We start from the raw sequence: 20110 nt of genomic DNA, 5'->3' as shown, positions 1-20110 counted from the left end.
ATAGGTTTTTTAGTTTGGAGCACTTTATAAAATATATAGAATGAGAAACCCTGTATAAAAAACATCCGGGGTTTCTCTATTTTTTAGGGTTGAATTCCTTCTTTTTAATTATTATAAAGGAATAATTGATAAGGCAAGAGCTACTAAAATCATTACGGCTGTCGATCCGCAGGCCCATTTCAGGAAGGTGCGCTGCAAGTCCCCGAAATCTTCTCCAACCATTCCGACTAAAAGGTATGTCGACGGTACTAGCGGACTTAATAGATGGACAGGCAATCCGAGAAGTGATGCACGTCCAATAAATGCAGGGTCAATTCCATATCCGGCAGCCGCCTTGGCGAGCAATGGCAAAACGCCGTAGTAAAATGCATCATTGGACATGAAAAATGTAAAGGGAGCACTTAGTATCGCTGTAATAAGAGCTAATTGTGAACCAAAGGCATCAGGTATATGCGTAATCATAGTGTTTGCGATGGCATCTACCATTTTAGTCCCTGAGAGAATACCTGTAAAAATACCTGCTGCAAACACCATTGAAATGACTGATAATGCATTATCAGCATAGTTTGAAATCCTCGCTTTTTGGTCACTTAATTTTGGATAATTCATCGTAATAGCAATGGCAAAACCAATCATAAACAAGACAGTAGTTGGCAGGACTTCGTTGATTAGCGCCACTAAAAGCATGATGGTTAACAGGTAATTCACAACAATTAGTTTTGGCCTTTTAATACCAGCTTCCTCTGCAGAAGCCGCCGCCTGCTGCATGGCCATTGTGCTGTAATCAATTTCAAGTATACCCACTCTTTTGCGCTCTTTTTTCCCAAGGCAATAAGCCATGAATAATACAAACAATATTCCGCCAGCCATTGAGGGAATGACTGGAGTGAAAATATCCGACATCTCAAGATTCAATGCCGTCATGGCTCTGGCAGTAGGTCCTCCCCATGGCAGTAGGTTCATAACACCTGAAGCAGATACGGCAATCCCTGCTAATATCAGCGGCCTCATGCCAATTCGTTTATACAATGGAAGCATGGCAGAAATCGTAATTATATATGTTGTGGTTCCATCCCCATCTAAGGAAATCAACAATGCGAGGACTGCCGTACCGATGGCTATCTTTACAGGATCTCCTTTTACAACTTTCAGGATGGTTGAAATAATAGGATCAAATACTCCTGCATCAATCATTATGCCGAAAAAGAGAATGGCAAATAGGATCATTATGCCTGTGGGTGCTACACTTTTTATGCCATCAAGCGCCATGGGTCCGATTTCTTTTCCGAATCCGCCGATTAATGCAAAAACAACTGGAACTACCATCAGTGCAATCATAGCCGTTAGCCGTTTTGTCATAATTAAAATCATGAATGTGATTATCATTAAAAATCCTAATAATGCAAGCATGGTCTTCACCTCTTTTGTTAGTAAATAAAGTGTATACAAAATATTCTGAAATGAAAACGTTTACAAAATAAAGTTATTAAAGTAAGTTAACTATATTTTGTACATTAAGTTCACAGTAAGGACTAATTTTCTGCAGCAAAGTTTTAGTTTGCGAGCCGATTAATAGATGATTAAAATGCTTGTAACGTTTTAAGTTAAGAGGCGCAAAACGGTAAATCAGCACAGCATTTAACAAATTAATGCTGTGCCTTTCTAATATTTAAGGAGGGGGTTTTGGACATTTATTTTAAGAAGGCAATAGCCGTTATTTCGCAAAAGGGCCAGATTGTTGAAGAAGAGTAAAAGTTAAAGGTGTCCATATCGGTTTTCGAAAGTTTCTGACATTGTATTGACAGTATCATGCATACTGATTACAATTGAAAATGATTATCATTAGCGACCTGGAGGAAGTGCATTATGTTTAATGGAAGAAATAGCCGACAGATGTTATTTATAACTGTATTTATTTTATTATTATCAACACTATTATTTGGCTGTACAAAAGCTAACGATGTTTCAGCGCCAAAAGACGATCATGACAATATGCTAACATTGGCTTGGCCGAGAGATGTAGGAGAAATGAATCCGCATATTTATAATCCTTCACAATTATTTGCTCAGTCGATGGTGTATGAACCGTTAGTAAGCTACCAAGAGGGTGGCGAACTAAAACCACATCTAGCTGAGTCATGGGAAATTTCTGAAGACGGGAAAGTATATACGTTTCATTTGCGTCAAGATGTGAAATTTTCCGACGGAACAAGCTTTAATGCAGAAATTGTGAAAAAGAATTTCGATACCATTTTAAATAATGTAGAATTACATAGCTGGTTAGGTTTTATTTCGAAAATAGATCGAACAGATGTAATCGACGAAAATACGTTTAAACTGACATTAACTGAACCATATTATCCAACGATCCAGGAGTTAGCTGTTGTTCGACCAGTTCGTTTCTTAGGCGAAGCTGGATTTCCTGAAGATGGTGATACCTCAAAAGGTGTCGTTGAACCGATTGGTACAGGTCCATGGATTTTGGAAGAACATAAAGCGGATGAATATGCTATTTACAAGCGTAATGAAAATTATTGGGGTGAGCTTCCAAAAGAAGAGAAAATCCAAGTGAAAGTCATTCCTGATGCGGAAACGCGGGTACTTGCTTTTGAAAAAGGTGAGCTGGACCTTATTTACGGAGAAGGTTCTATCAGTTTAGATTCTTTCAAACAATTGGAATCTACTGGAGATTATGAAACTAGCATTTCTGAACCAGTTGCAACAAGGCAGCTCGTCATCAATTCAACGAAAGAACAGCTTTCCGATGAACGGGTACGTCAAGCGTTACATTATGGTTTTAATAAAGAAGCACTTGTTGAAGGGATTACATCTGGTTACGAGGAAAAAGCAGATTATATTTTACCGACAAACCTCCCTTATACGAAGGGCAATGAAGCAAAGGTCATTGATTATGATGTAGAAAAAGCGAAATCGTTATTAGATGAAGCAGGGTGGACGCTTCCTAAAGGAAAAACGGTACGTGAAAAAGATGGACAGACTCTTGAAGTCGAGTTAATGTATGATTCAGCAGAATCAATTCAAAAAACAATGGCAGAAACGCTTCAAGCTGAGTGGGGAGCCATTGGTGTGAAGTTAAACATTGTTGGAGTTGAATTAACAGAGCAAATTCAGCGATTTAAAGATAATAAGTTTGATATTAATTTCTTTAGTAACTACGGAGCTCCATATGATCCACATACGTTCTTAAACATTGTTTTGTCAGAAGGATTTGGCTTTAATGAGGCGATATCAGCATATCCGAACAAAGCTGAATTACTTAAACAAATCGCCGAGGTTCCGAAAACAACAGATGAGCAAAAACGCCAACAGCTTTACTCGTCAATCTTAACATCAATCCAAGATCAGGGAGCCATTATTCCGATCTCTTATGTTAAGAAAACAGCAATCTATCAAAAGGATGTTACTAATTTTACTTTCCCTGCTAATCGAGACGAACATCCATTTACGGGAATTAGCAAAGAGCAGTAAGTAGCAGGAGGCTTTCATGGGCACCTATATTTTTAAACGAATGATATCTATTATTCCAGTTTTTCTTTTAGCAACATTACTTACAACTGGAATGATTCACCTTTCACCGGTAGACCCGGCTGAGGCCTACTTAGCAGCCGCCCATATTCAGCCGACCGATGAGATTTTGGAGCAAAAAAGACATGAGTTTGGTTTAGACCAACCATTCCTCATTCAATATGTAAACTCTATTATGAAGATATGCCAGCTTGATTTTGGCATATCTTATGTTTCGAATAAGCCTGTTTTGGATGAGGTTGCATCGAGATTACCGGCTACCTTTCAGCTTGCTCTAGGAAGTATCGTCATAGCTGTACTAGTGAGTATCCCGCTAGGTTTCCTTGCTGGAGTAAAGAAAAATAGCCTAATCGACCATTTTAGCAGGATTCTCTCCTTTTTAGGGGCATCGATTCCTTCTTTTTGGCTCGGTTATCTTTTAATTTTTTTCTTTTCTGTTAAACTTGACCTTTTTCCAGTTGAAGGAATTGGAACATGGCAGCATCTTGTTCTGCCTTCCGTTACACTGGCCCTTCCTTTAATTGCAATCTATACAAGATTGTTACGTGCGAGTGTTCTTGAAAACTTGCAACAGCCATATGTGCTATTTGCCAGGACAAGAGGAATTAACGAAAAAACGATTATGGCCAAGCATGTCTTAAGGATTGCCATTTCCCCGATGATTACTGGTCTTGGGATGAATCTTGGAAAATTACTGACTGGAACAATCATCGTGGAAGCAGTTTTTTCTTGGCCAGGGTTTGGTCGTTATTTTATTGAAGCTATTTTTAATCGTGATATACCAGTCATTCAATGTTATGTGCTGATTGCAGCCAGCTTATTTATTTTAAGTAACTTACTTGTTGATTTAATTCAAATGTATATTGACCCGCGCATTTCCAGGAAAGAAGGGCAGCAGCAATGATTATAAGTTTACCTAAGATATTCAGAAGTCAAAAAGTTATTTCCATATGCTCGATTATATTAAGTATTCTTGTTATCATTGCTATCTTTGCTCCATGGATTGCACCCAATGATCCGGTTGCTGTCAACTTAGCTTATAAACTTCAGCCTCCTTCTTGGGCCTATCCATTAGGAACAGACCATTTAGGAAGATGTAATCTATCGCGTATTTTATATGGGGCGCGCCTTTCATTAGGTTTTGCGATGCTAATCTTTCTTTCATCCATCCTCATTGGTTTACTTGTTGGAACCTTTTCAGGGTATAAGGGCGGCCTTGTTGATCATGTATTGATGAGGTTTTGCGATGGTGTCATGGCTTTTCCAAGTCTTATCCTTATTCTTGGACTAGTTGGCATATTCGGACCTGGACTTACACAAGTGATCATCGCGTTGATGCTTGTGCAATGGGTCTACTATGCAAGAATGTTCCGAGGAATGGTCCTTAGTCTGAAAGAACAAAACTTTATTGCAGCTGCGAAAATAAGCGGCTCTTCTCAATGGAAGATTATTAAAAATCATATTGTCCCAAATGTACTCCCGCCACTTGTCGTCATGGGTACATTAGAAATGGGCTGGGCCATTATGGATATATCCGCCATGTCGTTTCTAGGATTAGGAGTGCAACCCCCTACACCTGAATGGGGAGCGATGATTCACGAAGGGAAATCGTATATTCGGACAAATCCAGAATTAATGCTTTATCCAGGTTTGATCATTATGCTCGTTATTGTTACATTCAATTTACTAGGTGAAGCGTTATCTGAACGGTACGATGTCAAACGTAGATTTTAAAAAGGGATGAGAATATTGGGTGCAGAACAGTCGAATGTGTTACAAGTGAAAGATTTACATGTACAGGTAAAAACAAAAGATGGTGTTACCCCACTTGTTCAAGAGATAAATTTTGAACTAAAGCCTGGACGTGTACTTGGTCTAGTTGGGGAAAGTGGATGCGGTAAAACTGTTACAAGTATGTCCATTTTTCAACTTCTTGATCGGAAAACGACAACGATTGATGGGAGTATAACATTACAAGGACGTGAATTGAACGGTTTAGCCGATAAAGAAATGCGTAAGATCCGTGGCAAGGATATTGCCTTTATTATGCAAAATCCGATGAATGCTTTTACACCTGTTTTTACGATTGGCCATCAATTTATCGAAACCATTCGATCTCATACAAAATGGAATAAAAAACAAGCAACAGAGCTTGCCATCGAGGCAATGCAGCATGTGAACTTACCCAATCCTGCTAACCTATTAAAATCGTATCCTTTTCAATTGAGTGGCGGCATGCTGCAACGGGTGATGATTGCCATTGCAGCATGCTTACATCCAGCTGTTATTATTGCTGATGAACCAACTACCGCACTTGACGTCAATAATCAGAAGAAAGTGCTGTACCACTTAGATAAAATTCGCTCTGAATATGGTTCAGCTATTCTTTTAATATCCCATGATCTCGGAGTCATTTCGGAAATGGCAGATGAGGTAGCCGTTATGAAGAATGGCAGGATTGTAGAAAAAGCGAATGTGTTTCAGCTATTTGATGAGCCGCAGCATGAGTATACGAAGAAACTACTAAATGCACGCTCACTAATACATTTAGATGAACCTAACATCCATTTGGCTTAGCCTAATAATAGGTATTTACCCCATTCTTAACGGGCAGTAAGTCCCTTACCTAAGATTCAAGAATTTATAAAGCAGCAAAAAAGATAGGTGAGGGTAAACTGCCCGTTAAGATCCGATAAGTTTCGCTACCATTCAGTGGGGGATGAAAAAAACCCCCACTGAATGAAGTCTCACTTTACAGGAGTGAACAAATGAGTTTATTACAAGTAAAAGAAGTCACTCATAGCTACGGATCCCGAACGTTTTTTTACTGGAAAGGTCGCCCTAAAAAAGTACTTTCTGATATTTCGCTTGCGATTGAGGAAGGTACATGCTTAGGAATGCTTGGTACGAGTGGGGCCGGTAAAAGTACTTTAGGAAAAGTGATTCTTGGTTTGGAACGGCCACAAAGCGGACAAATCCTGTTTCAAGGGCATGATATTTATACTGCAGATAAACATACTCGGCAAAAAATCCGTCGCGATATTCAAGCTGTCTTTCAGGATTCATACTCATCAGTCAATCCCCGCATAACAGCCGAACGTATTATTGCAGAGCCTTTAGAAAACTATGAAAAGCTAACAGTTGCTGAACAAAAACGAACTATTGTTGAATTATTGGAAAGGGTCGGACTGAGTGAAAAGGACCTGAAAAAATACCCGCACCAATTTAGCGGCGGGCAATTGCAGAGGATCAATATTGCAAGAGCGATCTCCCTCAAACCAAAGATGATCGTCCTGGACGAATCTGTTAGTAGTCTAGATATGGTTAACCAAACACTTATTTTAGAATTACTAAAGGAGCTAAAAGAAGACTTCGGGCTATCTTATTTCTTTATTACACATGATATTAAAGCTGCCTATTCGATTAGTGATTCATTGGGTGTACTAGAAAAAGGAGAATTAATCGAGCTTTATGATTCAAAAAAACAGTTTTTCACTTCAGAACATCCTGTAGTAAAAGAGATGAGAGGTTCCATACTTGCAGAGCACCCGCGTTTTCGATCGATTAGAACAAGGGTTAGCCATACTTAATTAAAAAGTATTTATATTTATTCGAATGCCTCGATTTCATTCACATAATCGGGGCTTTTATTTTTAGGTTTATCCTAAAATTTTTTGAAGGGGGAAAGTCGGATGAATCATCGTGCGTACCTTGCTTTGGCGATCCCACTAACGATCTCAACCATGACGACGCCTTTATTAGGTGCTGTCGATACAGCCGTTGTCGGGCAACTTCCTAATCCAGCATATATTGGAGGTGTTGCAGTTGGAACCCTTATTTTTAATACGCTGTATTGGGTATTCGGTTTTTTGCGGGTCAGTACATCTGCTTTTGCCGCACAAGCTAACGGGGCAAGTGATTCAGCTCAAGGAGTACTTGCATTATCCCGTCCATTTTTAATAGCTCTAATTGCAGGTATGTGTTTTATTCTCTTACAATGGCCGATTGAATATGCTGCTCTTACATTGATTGCTCCTGATTCGGATGTGAGTAAGTTTGCAGTTGAATATTTTCGAATTCGAATTTGGGGAGCCCCCTTCACATTGTTGAACTACGTTATTCTTGGCTGGTTAATGGGGATGGCTAAGATTAAAGAATCTTTATTTTTGCAAGTGTTCATGAATGTTTTGAATATGATTTTGGCCATTCTTTTTGTCCATGTCTTTTCTTTTGCTGTAAAAGGGGTCGCTGCGGCCACTTTGATGGCTGAAATTACAGCCTTCGTATTAGGATTACTCATTGTTATGAAAGCATCATCTTTTGAATGGAAAATACCATCCATTCAAGCACTTATAGATACACAGTCTATGAAAAAGATGTTTAACGTTAACAAGGATTTATTTATACGAACCATTTGTTTATTAGTCGTTATTAATATGTTTACAGCAAAAGGTGCTTCGTTTGGTACAGAATTTCTAGCTGCAAATGCTGTATTATTTCAAATTCATTACATAATGGCTTATTTCTTTGATGGATTCGCCAACGCCTCTAGTATTCTCGTCGGCAAAGCGGTAGGATCAAATGACAAAAAATTATATAAAAAAACACTTAGTTTATCAAGGCAATGGTCGGTGATAACAGCTTTTATCATAGCTAGCGTATATGGATTATTTCAAGAACAGATTATTGAACTTTTTACAAATCTGCCTGGTGTTATCGAGCTTTCAACAAAGTATGGAGCATGGCTCATTATCTACCCGTTTGCTGCTTGTTTTGGCCTTGTCATTTACGGTGTCTTTACAGGGGCAACTGAAATTGCCCCCGTTCGAAACTCTATGATTTACGCAATGATTATCTATATCATTATACAAATCACTATAACTCCTATCTGGCATAATCATGGCTTATGGCTAGCCTTCATCGTCTATACTATTGGACGATCCGGCTTCCTAGTCATGTATACTCCTAGATTAAATGAAAAATTATGGCATCTAAAGGAAGAGGTTTGAAAATTATCGTTTGGTTCAGTAGAAGTAATAAAAGGAGACCAAAGGGGATTTGTTCACCTGGAGAAGCGATTGAGATTTTTACCGTTTTTCCTGCAGTATTTAAAAATGGAAGCTCTAATGTCTTTGTCCTGCTTTTCTCCTCCTTTCTTATTGGAAACACTTTCCTTCAGTAGATGCTTCGTTAAGCGTTAGGCATCAATTTGATTTGTGTCGTTATGCTCAACAAAAGCGAGTATTTCTGTTTGTAAGCTTGCAATTGCTTGTGCTGCTTGAAGCAATAGGTCAGGTGTTGCTTATGTTTTGACATTTTTGATCTTTTCAATAATAGGGCGCTTATCCAAAACTAGGATAGCGCCTTATTATTGTAATAAATTATTGAGTATATCGTTTGGTTTTGAAAAAATTGATGTTAAGCAAGGGCAGCTTAGAAAGATCACTAAAAAATCTTTAGTCGGGTGAAAGTTTTAAAAGTTGCTGTTTTTTTGTATTTAACATGATTAAAGGTTAACGTTTTGGGCTATTTAGCAGAATCCGTTAAGTTTCTATATCATCCCCTTAAATCGGATAATATTTTCTCTCAGGTCTTCCGACAATTCCATACACCACTTCTGCCTTTAATTGATTAACAGAGGAGAGATATTCCAGATATCTGCGTGCCGTTATCCGGGAAGCGCCTATTTCCTTAGCCACTTCTTCGGCAGAAAGCCCTTCTCTTTTAGCCTGAAGAACGGCATTCACTTTACCAAGTGTGATTTCATCAATTCCTTTTGGCAAACCTTTCCCTTTTCCTGAATTTTCATTTTTACCCTTACTAAAAAGAAGATCGATATATTTCTGATTCACTTGTTGATTGGAAGACAGGAGAGAGTGCTTTTTTATGAATTTTTGAATGATATCGTCAAATCTCTCCCTGCTTACGGGCTTGATCAAATAATTCTCTACTCCATAGCTCAGTGCTTTTTCGAGGAACACCTTATCTGTTGCCGCTGTTATCATAATGATGCTAACCTTCGGAAACTTCTCACGTATGAGGGGAAGCAGCTCAGATCCCAGCATATCAGGCAAATACACATCTAGAAGAAGTAAGTCAGGTTCTTTCATCTTCAGTAATTGAAGAGTCTGCTCTCCATTCAATGATTTTCCAACCACAACGATTTCGTTGAATGTCTCTAAAAACTTTTCATGGATATCGGCGATTCGGAAGTCGTCTTCTGCGATGGCTACTTTTATCATTTCAATTTCTCAGCTCCTTAGGAAGGTACACCGTAAATACAGTTCCTGTATCTGAACTGCTTTGTACCTCAATAATCCCATCCATTTCCTGTACAGCTTCTTCTGCATTCGATAGACCAAATCCCCTTGGCTCATTTCCATCTTTTGATGTAAAGCCTTTGTCAAAAAGAAAAGGAATGTCTCTTTCGCTTATTCCTCTGCCATTGTCCTCAATCTCAAAGATGATATCACTTCCGATGTCTGTAACGAAAAGTTTAACCGTCGGAGATTCCACGCCATAAACGGCTTCGAAAGCGTTATCAATTAAGTTGCCAAGAATAACGATTAAGCTCGAAAGCTTAAAGTGTGATGGCAATTCTTCCAGATAACTGTCAGAAGCAATATCAAATTTCAGCTTCTTTTCTGACGCTTTTCCGAGCTTCCCTAAAAGGATAGCCTGTACCTTGGTATCTTTGATTTGGTTAAAGACTACTGAATTTTGAAATTGCAGGACCTGTGTTTCACTTTTTATCATATTAATCGCCTGGTCGTATTCACCAAGCTGAAGAAGGCCAGATAACACGTATAATTTATTGGTAAACTCATGTGTTTGGGAACGGAGATCTTCTGAATATCTTTTGACTTCCGATACGGTGTTTATCATCTGCTCAATTTCGGTTTTGTCGCGAAAAGAAGCAACCACTCCTCTTATCCCATTTTCATCAATCAGTGGAGTGGTATTTACAATAACGGTTTTATCTTTCCAAACCATTTCCTTATCAACTTGCGGATTCCCATGTTTTAAAACCTCATAAAGATAATCGGAAGGAAACAGTCCATCCACTTTCATATGCCTGACAGATCCTTTAATATGAAGGAGTTTCTTAGCAGGCTGATTCATCATTGTAATGAATCCATCTTTATCTATGGCTAAAATACCCTCTTTTACCGCATGCAGCACAGTGTTTTTTTCTTTATAAAGAGCAGCAATTTCATACGGTTCTAGCCCCATAGTGTCCCTGCGGATATTGCCTGACAGCAAAATACTTCCAATAACGGATATAAAAAAGGCAAAAAGAGATACAAGCAGGACTTTAATGAAGTTCTTCATGATTTGCTGGTTGATGTCTTCTAATAGAAATCCTACTGAAACGAGACCAATAATCTCTCCCTGTTTGTTGAAAATAGGAGATTTCCCTCTAAGAGACGGGCCGAGTGAGCCATTAGCTTTTGATACATAAAATTCCCCTTTGATTATGGCTCTATCGTTATCTCCTCCCGTCATTTTTCTCCCAATTTCCGACTTCATGGGATGTGAATAACGTGTGCCATCTTTATTCCCTACTACAATAAACTCAGCACCTGTTTGTTTCCTGATCTCTTCTGCTAAAGGCTGGATCGTTTCGGAAGGATTCCCAGTTTGAAATGCATCGATAATAGTTGGCATGAGAGCGACAGTTTTTGATAACTCCAGTGCCATTCTACCTTTATTTTCCTCGATTTGTTTACTTTCCATATAGCTGAAAAATCCTGTCAGCAGCAGGATCAACAATAATCCCAATAATAGAACCAGCCCGAGTATTTTAATCTGTAAAGGTACTTTTATCGTCTTCAGGCAGCATTCCTCCTACTATTAAATCCTCTTTTTCTTAATTTTCTAATCTATTAATGAAAGAATACAAGTAAATTTTGCATTCGTCAAAGAACGGTGTATTTTCAGGAATAGGCTGATCATCTAGCCTTTTTTCGTCTGATATGACGGACGCTTGATCTCAAGCGAATACTTGACGATTGAAAAGAAAAAGTTATAAACGAACGGAAACTAGGCCGTTTGGGTTCCGGATATTCTTAAGGATTATGATCCGGACTCCATTCGTTAGTTAAAAACCGATTTACAAAATCTTAACATTGGATTAATGTGGGGTTTATATTGGGTGATTATGATTAAACCGTAATAAACAGTAATGAACATTAAAAATCCCACAATAAATGGAGGTACTTTTTATGAATTACACATTCAAGAAGAATTGTTACAAGTCTATTCAAGCTGTGGTATTAGGAGTGAGTGTACTAGGATTAGCTGCTTGCGGAGCTACTAAAGAGGAGGCTGCTCCAGTTGTTAAGGATCCAAGTTCGTTAACCCTGAAAGAAATTGAAACAAAGGCAAAAGAAGAGGGAACCATTAATAGTGTCGGTATGCCTGATTCATGGGCTAACTGGGGAGAAACGTGGAATGAAGTGATGAAAAAATATACATTGGAACACAATGATACAGATTTATCCAGTGCCGAAGAGATTGCCAAAATAGAATCTGAAGGAGAGAATGCAACAGCTGATATCGGCGATGTAGGGATTTCCTTTGGACCAATCGCGGAACAAAAAGAATTAACACTTGCCTATAAAACTTCCTATTGGGACGAGGTACCTGACTGGGCAAAAGATGACAACGGAGATTGGGTTGTTGGCTACCAAGGAACGATTGCATTCTTTACTAATAAAGAATTAGTGGATAACCCGCCAAAGTCTTGGGATGACATATTAAAAGGGGATTACAAAGTAACAGTTGGAGATGTTCAGCGTGGTACACAGAACCAAATGGCCGTTCTTGCTGCCGCTATCGCATACGGCGGTGATGAAACAAATCTCCAACCGGGAATTGATTATTTTGCTAAGCTTGCCAAGCAAGGCCGCCTTAGCTTAACTGATGCGAAGCCTGCTAACATCGAAAAAGGGGAAGTGGAAGTTGCCCTTGTTTGGGATTTCAATGCCCTTGGTTACGCTGACCAAATCAACCGCGATCAATTTGAAGTCACCATTCCAAGTGAAGGTTCAGTCGTAAGCGGCTACGCAACTATTATCAATAAATATGCAAAGCATCCGCATGCAGCGATGGCAACTAGAGAATATATCTTAAGCGATGAAGGACAAATTAACTTAGCTAAAGGGTTTGCCCGTCCAATTCGGGATGTAGAACTTCCGAAAGAAGTAGCTGAAAAAATGGTTCCAGAAGAACAGTACAAAAATGCAAAACCAATTGAAGATTACAAAGATTGGGAAGAAACGGCTAAAAATTTACCGCAGATTTGGCAAGAAGAGGTGTTAGTCCATGTCAAATAAAGTAATAGCAATAGTTGTTGATGGTATGAGATATGACAAAGCATGTGAGGCTCTTGGATTTATTCAACATCTAGTTGAAACAAATCAGGCAGCACTTTACAAAGTAAAGTCGGAACTCCCAAGTCTTTCCCGTCCATTATATGAAGTGTTACTAACGGGTACACCGGCATCAGTGAACGGAATTACGTCCAATCAAGCTGTTCGCTTATCTACTGAGAAAAGTCTCTTTCATCTTACGAAAGAAAACGGCTTAAGAAACGGAACGGTATCGTATTACTGGATAAGCGAACTTTATAATCGCGCGCCATTCCATTTTTTTGAAGATCGTGAGCAAGAGGATGAGTCTAAGCCGATTCAATATGGAAAATTTTATTGGGATGATGACTATCCAGACAGTCATGTGTTAATGGATGCAGAAGCCTTGCGCAGAAAGTATGACCCGCACTTTTTATATATCCATCCGCTCGGTGTAGACGTAAAAGGAGAAATTTTCGGTTCAGAATCGAAAGAATATCGTGAACAAATCTTAAAAATGGGAAGCTTGTTGGCACAACTTTTGCCAATTTGGATCAAAGAAGGTTACCACATTTTAATTACATCTGATCATGGCATGAGTGAATATGGCAACCATGGCGGCATAACTGATGGTGAGCGTGATGTACCGCTCTTTATCATCAGTCCAAAAGTTGAGCCTGGCGTTTACAGTGAAGTGATTCCGCAATTAGCTTTTGCACCGCTCGTTTGTGAACTTTTAAATATTGAGCCGTCCAATAAAATGATTTCATATCGATTGCCGGGCCTAAACGGAAAAATCACACTTTAAAAGGGATATCATATTCAACATTAAAATGAAGAATGAAGGTTAAGTGGAATTGGTTTAATGAACTTACTTTTAAACCAATTCCTAAATTGTTAGAGAACATAGAGGAGCGAGAAGTCTTGCGAAAAATAAAAAAACAAAAAATTTACTTATTAGCTCTTTTACTGCCGTTTATTATGTTTGTGATTGGATTTGAACTAGGACCATTAGTGGCAATGATTAAAAATAGTTTTTATGCAGACGATGGAATTCAAGTTACGATTAATCAATACATTACCATATTTAAAAGTAAATTTTACTTACAAGCCATTCAAAATAGCCTTGTCATTTCCTTAGTTTCTGCTGTGACTTCTGTGATTATAGCAGTCGTTGCTGCCTATTCGTTTACAAAGTTCTCACAAAAAATACAAAATCGCCTGCTGATGATTGCCAATATGACGTCGAACTTTGAGGGGATTCCCCTTTCATTTTCATATATTATTTTACTTGGAAACAATGGGTTGTTTACGCTGCTTTTTTCTATGATTGGCTGGGATGTGTTTGCAGATTTTAATTTATATTCATGGACGGGCCTCATTCTTGTTTATATTTATTTTCAAATTCCGCTTGCTGTTATGCTCATCTACCCGTCTTATCAAGGAATTAAGAAACAATGGAAAGAAGCCTCTTCATTATTAGGAGGGTCAACATTCTCATTTTGGCTTCACATTGGGATTCCAGTTCTTTTACCTAGTATTGTAGGTACATTCAGTATTTTGTTTGCTAATGCGATGGGAGCTTACGCTACAGCCTATGCATTGGTCGGCAGCAACTATAACTTATTGTCATTGCAAATTGCTTCTCTAGTTGCTAGTGACGTTGCATTAAAGCCTCAGCTAGGCAGTGCGATGGGAGTGCTTCTAGCAGCGACCATGATAGGGGCGATGTGGTTCAATGAACGAATGATGCGCCGCATTAGGAGGGATTTACGATGAAATCTTCATTGACTTTTCATAAAGTGCTGGTTGGATTACTAGTTATCTATTTATTAATTCCGCTAGTAGGAACATTTTTATTCTCGATTGCCGGTAAATGGGATCATACCATTTTGCCTGAGAGTTATACAATGAAATGGTATATTGAATTATTTCAAGATGAACGGTTTTATGATGCTTTTCAACGAACACTGTTTTTAATTGTCATGTCTGTCGGTCTTAGTGTTGTTATTATGATTCCGACTATTTTTATCATCACAGTATATTTCGCTAAATGGGAAGGATTGCTGCAAGCAGCAGCTATGCTTCCTTATGGAATTCCTCCTATTGTTGGAGCTGTTGGATTAATCAAGGTATATTCAGATGGACCAATTCAAATTGCCGGAACACCTTGGATTTTAATTGGTGCTTATTTCATAACCATTCTGCCATTTATGTATCAAGGTATTCGCAACAGTCTTCGTACGGTTAATGCTGTGCAGCTTGTTGATGCAGCTGAATTACTGGGTGCTACAAAATTTCAGGCGTTTCGCACAGTGGTGTTTCCCAATATTATATCTGGGATTTTAGTGTCTACCTTATTATCAGTCGCTCTTTTATTTAGTGAATTTGCTTTTGCCAATTTGCTTGTCGGGGGCCGATTTGAAACCATTCAAATTTATCTTGCTGACAAATTAAACAGCAGTGGTCACTTAACAAGTGCAATTGTTATTACTTATTATTCAGTGATTTTACTTTTAACGGGGACTGTATTAAAACTTACATTTAGAAACGAAAAGAATCCTGTCGTGACAAATAAGAATCGAATTCTTTCATTTTTTAAAAAACAATATCGTCGTAAAAATACTGCTTTAGAAGGTGAAAAATAATGAGCTATGTAACCATCGATCAAGTGACTAAGGGGTATGAAAATCAAGTCGTTTTAAACGATATTTCTATAAAATTAATAAAAGGAGAATTTGCTACACTTCTTGGGCAAAGCGGATGCGGAAAAAGTACATTATTACGTTCCATTGCGGGCCTTGAAGGCGTTGATGCAGGAAGAATCTTAATTGATGGAAAAGATATTACTAATTTATCACCGCGTCAGCGTGAAGTCGGTATGGTGTTTCAGTCTTATGCACTTTTCCCAAATATGAGCGTTTTTGATAATATTGCTTACGGCCTTAAAATGATGAAGGTAAAAAATAGTAAATCAAGAGTAAAAAAGATGATTGAGATGGTTGATTTAATAGGAAAAGAGGAATCTTATCCTCATCAATTATCTGGCGGACAACAGCAGAGGGTTGCTCTTGCACGTGCGCTTGTCATGGAGCCGAAAGTACTGCTTTTGGATGAGCCGTTAAGCGCATTGGATGCTAAAATTAGAAAAAGTTTGCAAAAAGAATTAAAGAGAATACAGAAAGAATTAGATATTACAACTATTTTTGTTACTCATGATCAGGAAGAAGCAATGACGATGTCTGATCGAATTTTTGTCATGAATAAAGGACAAGTTGTACAATCCGGTTCTCCATCAGAAATTTATACATCTCCAGTCAATACATTTGTTGCAAAATTTATCGGAAATTATAATGTTTGTAATATGGAAGTTTTCCGTAAACTTGTTCGCAGCACAGAACTAAAAGGGAATGAAGTCGCCATTCGTCCTGAAGTTTTACAATTAGTTTCTGTTGGTGAAGGTAGCTTGGATTTACAAGAGAACTGGGGAATTAGAGGGGTTATTAAAGAGGTTTCCATGACAGGGAATGTTTTAAGATATGAAGTAGAAACAGAGGAGTCCGCTTTCCATGTAGACTATCTTCACCACCGAGGAAAAATGTTTGAGCAAGGAGCACGCGTTCATATTCTTGTACCGAAGAAAGAATGCATTATTTTATAAATTATTAGATGGTGGAGGAACAAATATGTCTGTTTTGCCAGAAGAAAGAAAGAATGAAATTTTAAAAGAACTGAACAAAATGGGAAAAGTAAAAGTTATGGAATTAGTTGATCAATTTAATGTTTCAGAGGAAACGATTCGACGCGATTTGATGATATTAGAGGAAAAAGGACTTTTAAAGAGGGTTTACGGTGGAGCGATTAAAACAGTCTTTGAATTTGAGGAGCCTCCATTCACACAGCGTACAACGGTGAATCAAGATGCGAAAGTCAAGGTTGGGAAAAAGGCAGTTGAACTCATTTCTAACGGAGATGTGATTGCCATTGATGTAGGAACAACCATGCTTGAATTTGCGCAGTGTATTGAAAATAAAAAAGACATTACAATTTTAACTAATTCTCTTCCTGTGTCGTCTTTGTTAACCGAATTGCTCAATCAAAATAAGTTTACAGGACAAATTCTATTACTGGGAGGACAAATTGATCCAAAACATCAATCTATATGCGGCGGTCTCACTGAACAAATGTTAAATCAATTTAATATTGATAAAGCGTTCATTTCAGCTGGTGGTGTTTCCATTCAAAGTGGGGTTAGTAATTATCATTTACATGAAACATTAGTTTCACGCAAGATGGTCGAGGTATCAAAGCAAGTTATATTGTTAACGGATTACTCTAAAATTGGTGTCGATACATTTTGTAAAGTTTGTCCTCTAGAAAAAGTCGATGTGATTGTCTGCGAGCAGCCATTTCCTGAGGAATGGAGAAATCATTCAAAATTAGAGGAAATCAATTGGATTCATGCATAGTCAATCCATAAAAGGACATATCGAGACGGAAGAGGGAGTTCTCTCTCTTTTTTAATAGATTTTTATTGATAGCAGGTAAAAAGCTAGAAAGAAAATTTAATAGATAGAATGAGAAAAGGAGCTATATAGCATGAGTTTCATTGCGATAGATTTAGACGGGACATTATTAAACGACCAGAATGAAATTAGTGAAGAAAATATAAAGGCGATTCAATATGCCCAAGATAGAGGCTTTGAAGTAGTTATTTCAACAGGACGGGCTTATTTTGATGTTCAAACAATTTGTAAAAAAGCCGGGATTTCCCCATTTGTAATCGGGACAAATGGCGCGACCATTCATTCAAAAAGCGGAAAGTGCATTTCTTCTATTACAATAACTAAAGATCGTGTCGAATCTATTCTCCAATGGTTAGATGAACGGAATTATTATTACGAAGTGTTTACTGATAAAGCCATTTATACTCTTAAAAAAGGAAGAGAACATTTCCATAATGAGATTAAAAGTTTGAAAAGCGCAGATTTGAGTACAGATATGAAAGAATTAGTTGAAGTAGCAGAAAGGCAATTTGACCAGTTTGGATATGTTTTAGTAGAAAACTATCATGATATCTTAAAACAGGAGGAAGAATTCTATAACATTTTAGCATGTTCTTTTGATAAAAAGAAATTAGAGGAAGCATGGAACCAATTCAAAAAGTTTGATGAGTTGATGGTTGTTTCATCTGCTGATCATAACATTGAAATGACTAGTAAAAGCGCTTCAAAAGGAACGGCCCTTGAAAAATTGGCTTTCTCGATGAATGGCTCCTTAGAGCAGGCTATGGCAATCGGGGACAGCAACAATGATTTATCCATGTTCCAGAAAGTTGGATACAGCGTAGCAATGGGAAATGCGAAAGATGTCATAAAAACTGTTTGTACAACGACAACCCTCAAAAATGATGAGAATGGGGTAGCTTATGCGATATATCGATATATGGAGAACTTCGTGGTTCAAAAATAAGTGGCAATGCCGAAGGAGAGAGCGATAAAATAGCATGGATATATATCATAATGGCAGAACTTCTGGACATTAAGATGGCAATATAAAGATACAGAAAAAAGTACGATCCCAATGGAGGAGGAGAGAGATGAAAACTATTCAAGATTGGATAAAAGAATATCCTTTATTAAACGATTTAGTTGCTACAAAGGAAGTATTTTGGTCAAATCCTAAATATGAAGCATTTCAAACTGGATTAAAAAAACTACCGCTTAATGAGAAAGATGTAAAAGATGGCGAGGAAAGGTTAAAGCGTTTTGCTCCTTACATTGCTAAAGTTTTTCCTGAAACAAGAAAACTAAACGGAATCATTGAATCTCCTATTGTACCCATCCCGGCGATGCATCAACAGTTATCACACTTGTATGAGCATCCATTAGAAGGGACATTTTTATTAAAATGTGACAGCCACCTTCCCATTTCGGGTTCCATTAAAGCACGCGGCGGCATTTACGAAGTGTTGAAACACGCAGAAACGTTGGCACTTAAACATGGTTTATTGGCAGTAAATGACGATTATTCCATCCTTGATAGTGAAAGATTCAGAAACTTCTTTTCACAATACTCAATTGCTGTAGGGTCTACAGGCAACCTAGGGTTAAGTATAGGTATAATGAGTGCCAAATTAGGTTTTAAAGTAACGGTCCATATGTCTGCTGATGCAAAGAAATGGAAAAAAGATCTTCTTAAAAGCAAAGGAGTAACGGTTATCGAATATAAGGAAGATTACAGCAAAGCTGTAGAAGAGGGCCGAAAGCAGGCGCATAGCGAACCGAATTGTTACTTTATTGATGACGAAAGCTCTCGTGATTTATTTTTAGGCTATGCGGTGGCAGCAATTCGACTTGAAAAACAATTAGAAGATTTAAATATAACTGTAGATGAAAACCATCCACTATTTGTTTACCTTCCATGCGGAGTAGGCGGTGGGCCGGGAGGAGTGGCTTTTGGCTTAAAACTTATGTATCAGCATCGAGTACATTGCTTCTTTGCAGAGCCTACACATTCTCCATGTATGTTACTTGGGCTAGTAACAGGGCTGCATGATAAAGTTTCTGTACAAGATTTTGGAATTGACAACATCACATCAGCAGACGGCCTTGCGGTCGGAAGGCCATCAGGATTCGTGGGTCAAACTATCGAGTCTTTATTAAGCGGAAGTTATACGGTAAGTGATAATGAATTATTTAAACTATTAAGCTCATTGGTCGATACAGAAAACATTCACCTGGAGCCTTCCGCATTAGCCGGTGTAATAGGGCCGGTAAAGTTATGGATTGAGAAAGAAGGAAAAGAATACATACAAAATCATAACTTAACAGATAAAATGAAAAATGCTACACATCTTATGTGGGCTACCGGTGGAAGCATGGTTCCTAAAGAAACGATGAACGAATATTATAAAAAAGGAGCAACGTTATCACTTTAAATGTTTTAGATCTGATTTGTATTCCTAAACAAGGGAAGTTTAAGTGACTAAAGATATGAAGCAGATTAAAGATAACTTCAGTACCCAGCTGGAGTTTTTCTTTATGATAATTAAAGATCTTCCTAAGAATTATGATATATCTTTTCTTTTATGTTAAAGAGAAACTCCCCGTCTTCGGGTAGTACCAGCAATTAGGAATAGCAAGTTGATTCCAAATATTTTTGCAGAAATAGAACATTACAGTTAGTTTTTAACTTTAAACGTGAAAAAC

Annotated in this window: 17 protein-coding genes and 1 pseudogene; 14 read left to right on the top strand and 4 right to left on the bottom strand. The window is 38.0% G+C overall.

Annotated features, from left to right (window positions below; translation table 11 throughout):
- Positions 1–111: 111 nt before the first annotated feature.
- Complete coding sequence (locus tag K8L98_RS22090; protein ID WP_223438115.1) at positions 112–1449, bottom strand: CitMHS family transporter; 1338 nt, start codon at positions 1447–1449, stop codon at positions 112–114.
- A 417-nt stretch (positions 1450–1866) separates the two neighbouring features.
- Here K8L98_RS22090 and nikA point away from each other — a divergent pair, with 417 nt between their 5' ends.
- The 6 genes from nikA (at position 1867) to K8L98_RS22060 (ending at position 8555) form a co-directional block, all read left to right on the top strand.
- A complete protein-coding gene (gene nikA / locus K8L98_RS22085) occupies positions 1867–3489 on the top strand; it encodes a nickel ABC transporter substrate-binding protein (protein WP_223438114.1) in 1623 nt (540 codons plus the stop codon).
- A gap of 16 nt (positions 3490–3505) precedes the next feature.
- Complete coding sequence (gene nikB, locus K8L98_RS22080; protein ID WP_223438113.1) at positions 3506–4450, top strand: nickel ABC transporter permease subunit NikB; 945 nt, start codon at positions 3506–3508, stop codon at positions 4448–4450.
- A complete protein-coding gene (nikC, locus tag K8L98_RS22075; protein WP_223438112.1) occupies positions 4447–5280 on the top strand; it encodes a nickel ABC transporter permease subunit NikC in 834 nt (277 codons plus the stop codon). The genes nikB and nikC overlap by 4 nt, the downstream gene beginning before the upstream one ends.
- Before the next feature lie 15 nt (positions 5281–5295).
- Positions 5296–6123 (top strand): nickel import ATP-binding protein NikD, encoded by an 828-nt coding sequence (gene nikD, locus K8L98_RS22070; RefSeq protein ID WP_223438111.1) that lies wholly within the window; start codon positions 5296–5298, stop codon positions 6121–6123.
- A gap of 191 nt (positions 6124–6314) precedes the next feature.
- Entirely contained in the window at positions 6315–7136 is an 822-nt protein-coding gene (gene nikE, locus K8L98_RS22065; RefSeq protein ID WP_223438110.1) for a nickel import ATP-binding protein NikE, read from the top strand.
- Positions 7137–7238: 102 nt separating this feature from the next.
- Complete coding sequence (locus K8L98_RS22060; RefSeq protein WP_223438109.1) at positions 7239–8555, top strand: MATE family efflux transporter; 1317 nt, start codon at positions 7239–7241, stop codon at positions 8553–8555.
- A gap of 188 nt (positions 8556–8743) precedes the next feature.
- Here K8L98_RS22060 and K8L98_RS27015 read toward each other — a convergent pair.
- From K8L98_RS27015 to K8L98_RS22050, 3 genes and pseudogenes are all read right to left on the bottom strand, one after another.
- Positions 8744–8836 (bottom strand): annotated as a pseudogene (locus K8L98_RS27015) (hypothetical protein); the annotation flags it as partial.
- A gap of 274 nt (positions 8837–9110) precedes the next feature.
- Positions 9111–9788 (bottom strand): response regulator, encoded by a 678-nt coding sequence (locus K8L98_RS22055; RefSeq protein WP_223438108.1) that lies wholly within the window; start codon positions 9786–9788, stop codon positions 9111–9113.
- A 1-nt stretch (position 9789) separates the two neighbouring features.
- On the bottom strand, positions 9790–11328 hold the full coding sequence (locus K8L98_RS22050; protein ID WP_338036996.1) for an ATP-binding protein: 1539 nt from the start codon (positions 11326–11328) through the stop codon (positions 9790–9792).
- Positions 11329–11771: 443 nt separating this feature from the next.
- On the opposite strand from K8L98_RS22050, the gene K8L98_RS22045 reads away from it, so the two are divergent.
- The 8 genes from K8L98_RS22045 to K8L98_RS22010 all read left to right on the top strand — a co-directional run bounded on the left by K8L98_RS22045 (position 11772) and on the right by K8L98_RS22010 (position 19839).
- On the top strand, positions 11772–12884 hold the full coding sequence (locus K8L98_RS22045) for an ABC transporter substrate-binding protein (protein WP_223438107.1): 1113 nt from the start codon (positions 11772–11774) through the stop codon (positions 12882–12884).
- The gene (locus K8L98_RS22040; protein WP_223438106.1) at positions 12874–13707 is read left to right on the top strand and encodes an alkaline phosphatase family protein; all 834 of its coding nucleotides are present in this window, start codon (positions 12874–12876) and stop codon (positions 13705–13707) included. Before K8L98_RS22045 ends, K8L98_RS22040 begins: the two co-directional genes overlap by 11 nt.
- 116 nt (positions 13708–13823) lie before the next feature.
- Entirely contained in the window at positions 13824–14678 is an 855-nt protein-coding gene (locus K8L98_RS22035; protein ID WP_223438105.1) for an ABC transporter permease, read from the top strand.
- Entirely contained in the window at positions 14675–15547 is an 873-nt protein-coding gene (locus K8L98_RS22030; RefSeq protein ID WP_223438104.1) for an ABC transporter permease, read from the top strand. The genes K8L98_RS22035 and K8L98_RS22030 overlap by 4 nt, the downstream gene beginning before the upstream one ends.
- A complete protein-coding gene (locus K8L98_RS22025; RefSeq protein ID WP_223438103.1) occupies positions 15547–16560 on the top strand; it encodes an ABC transporter ATP-binding protein in 1014 nt (337 codons plus the stop codon). Before K8L98_RS22030 ends, K8L98_RS22025 begins: the two co-directional genes overlap by 1 nt.
- On the top strand, positions 16529–17368 hold the full coding sequence (locus tag K8L98_RS22020) for a DeoR/GlpR family DNA-binding transcription regulator (protein ID WP_243550985.1): 840 nt from the start codon (positions 16529–16531) through the stop codon (positions 17366–17368). Before K8L98_RS22025 ends, K8L98_RS22020 begins: the two co-directional genes overlap by 32 nt.
- Positions 17369–17498: 130 nt before the next feature.
- On the top strand, positions 17499–18371 hold the full coding sequence (locus tag K8L98_RS22015) for a Cof-type HAD-IIB family hydrolase (RefSeq protein WP_223438101.1): 873 nt from the start codon (positions 17499–17501) through the stop codon (positions 18369–18371).
- 127 nt (positions 18372–18498) lie between these two features.
- Positions 18499–19839 (top strand): D-serine ammonia-lyase, encoded by a 1341-nt coding sequence (locus tag K8L98_RS22010; protein ID WP_223438100.1) that lies wholly within the window; start codon positions 18499–18501, stop codon positions 19837–19839.
- Positions 19840–20110 lie beyond the last annotated feature (271 nt).

It is taken from the genome of Metabacillus dongyingensis (assembly GCF_019933155.2).
GTDB lineage: Bacteria > Bacillota > Bacilli > Bacillales > Bacillaceae > Bacillus_P > Bacillus_P dongyingensis.
The sequence above is the reverse complement of the archived record's forward strand: the minus strand, read 5'-3'. Positions and strand labels throughout refer to the sequence as shown.

Excerpts from the sequence above, each read along its gene's own strand:
- nikA (WP_223438114.1), top strand. The coding sequence starts at position 1,867 with ATGTTTAATGGAAGAAATAGCCGACAGATGTTATTTATAACTGTATTT.
- nikB (WP_223438113.1), top strand. The coding sequence starts at position 3,506 with ATGGGCACCTATATTTTTAAACGAATGATATCTATTATTCCAGTTTTT.
- nikC (WP_223438112.1), top strand. The coding sequence starts at position 4,447 with ATGATTATAAGTTTACCTAAGATATTCAGAAGTCAAAAAGTTATTTCC.
- nikE (WP_223438110.1), top strand. The coding sequence starts at position 6,315 with ATGAGTTTATTACAAGTAAAAGAAGTCACTCATAGCTACGGATCCCGA.
- K8L98_RS22060 (WP_223438109.1), top strand. The coding sequence starts at position 7,239 with ATGAATCATCGTGCGTACCTTGCTTTGGCGATCCCACTAACGATCTCA.
- K8L98_RS22055 (WP_223438108.1), bottom strand. The coding sequence starts at position 9,788 with ATGATAAAAGTAGCCATCGCAGAAGACGACTTCCGAATCGCCGATATC.
- K8L98_RS22045 (WP_223438107.1), top strand. The coding sequence starts at position 11,772 with ATGAATTACACATTCAAGAAGAATTGTTACAAGTCTATTCAAGCTGTG.
- K8L98_RS22040 (WP_223438106.1), top strand. The coding sequence starts at position 12,874 with ATGTCAAATAAAGTAATAGCAATAGTTGTTGATGGTATGAGATATGAC.
- K8L98_RS22030 (WP_223438104.1), top strand. The coding sequence starts at position 14,675 with ATGAAATCTTCATTGACTTTTCATAAAGTGCTGGTTGGATTACTAGTT.
- K8L98_RS22025 (WP_223438103.1), top strand. The coding sequence starts at position 15,547 with ATGAGCTATGTAACCATCGATCAAGTGACTAAGGGGTATGAAAATCAA.
- K8L98_RS22015 (WP_223438101.1), top strand. The coding sequence starts at position 17,499 with ATGAGTTTCATTGCGATAGATTTAGACGGGACATTATTAAACGACCAG.
- K8L98_RS22010 (WP_223438100.1), top strand. The coding sequence starts at position 18,499 with ATGAAAACTATTCAAGATTGGATAAAAGAATATCCTTTATTAAACGAT.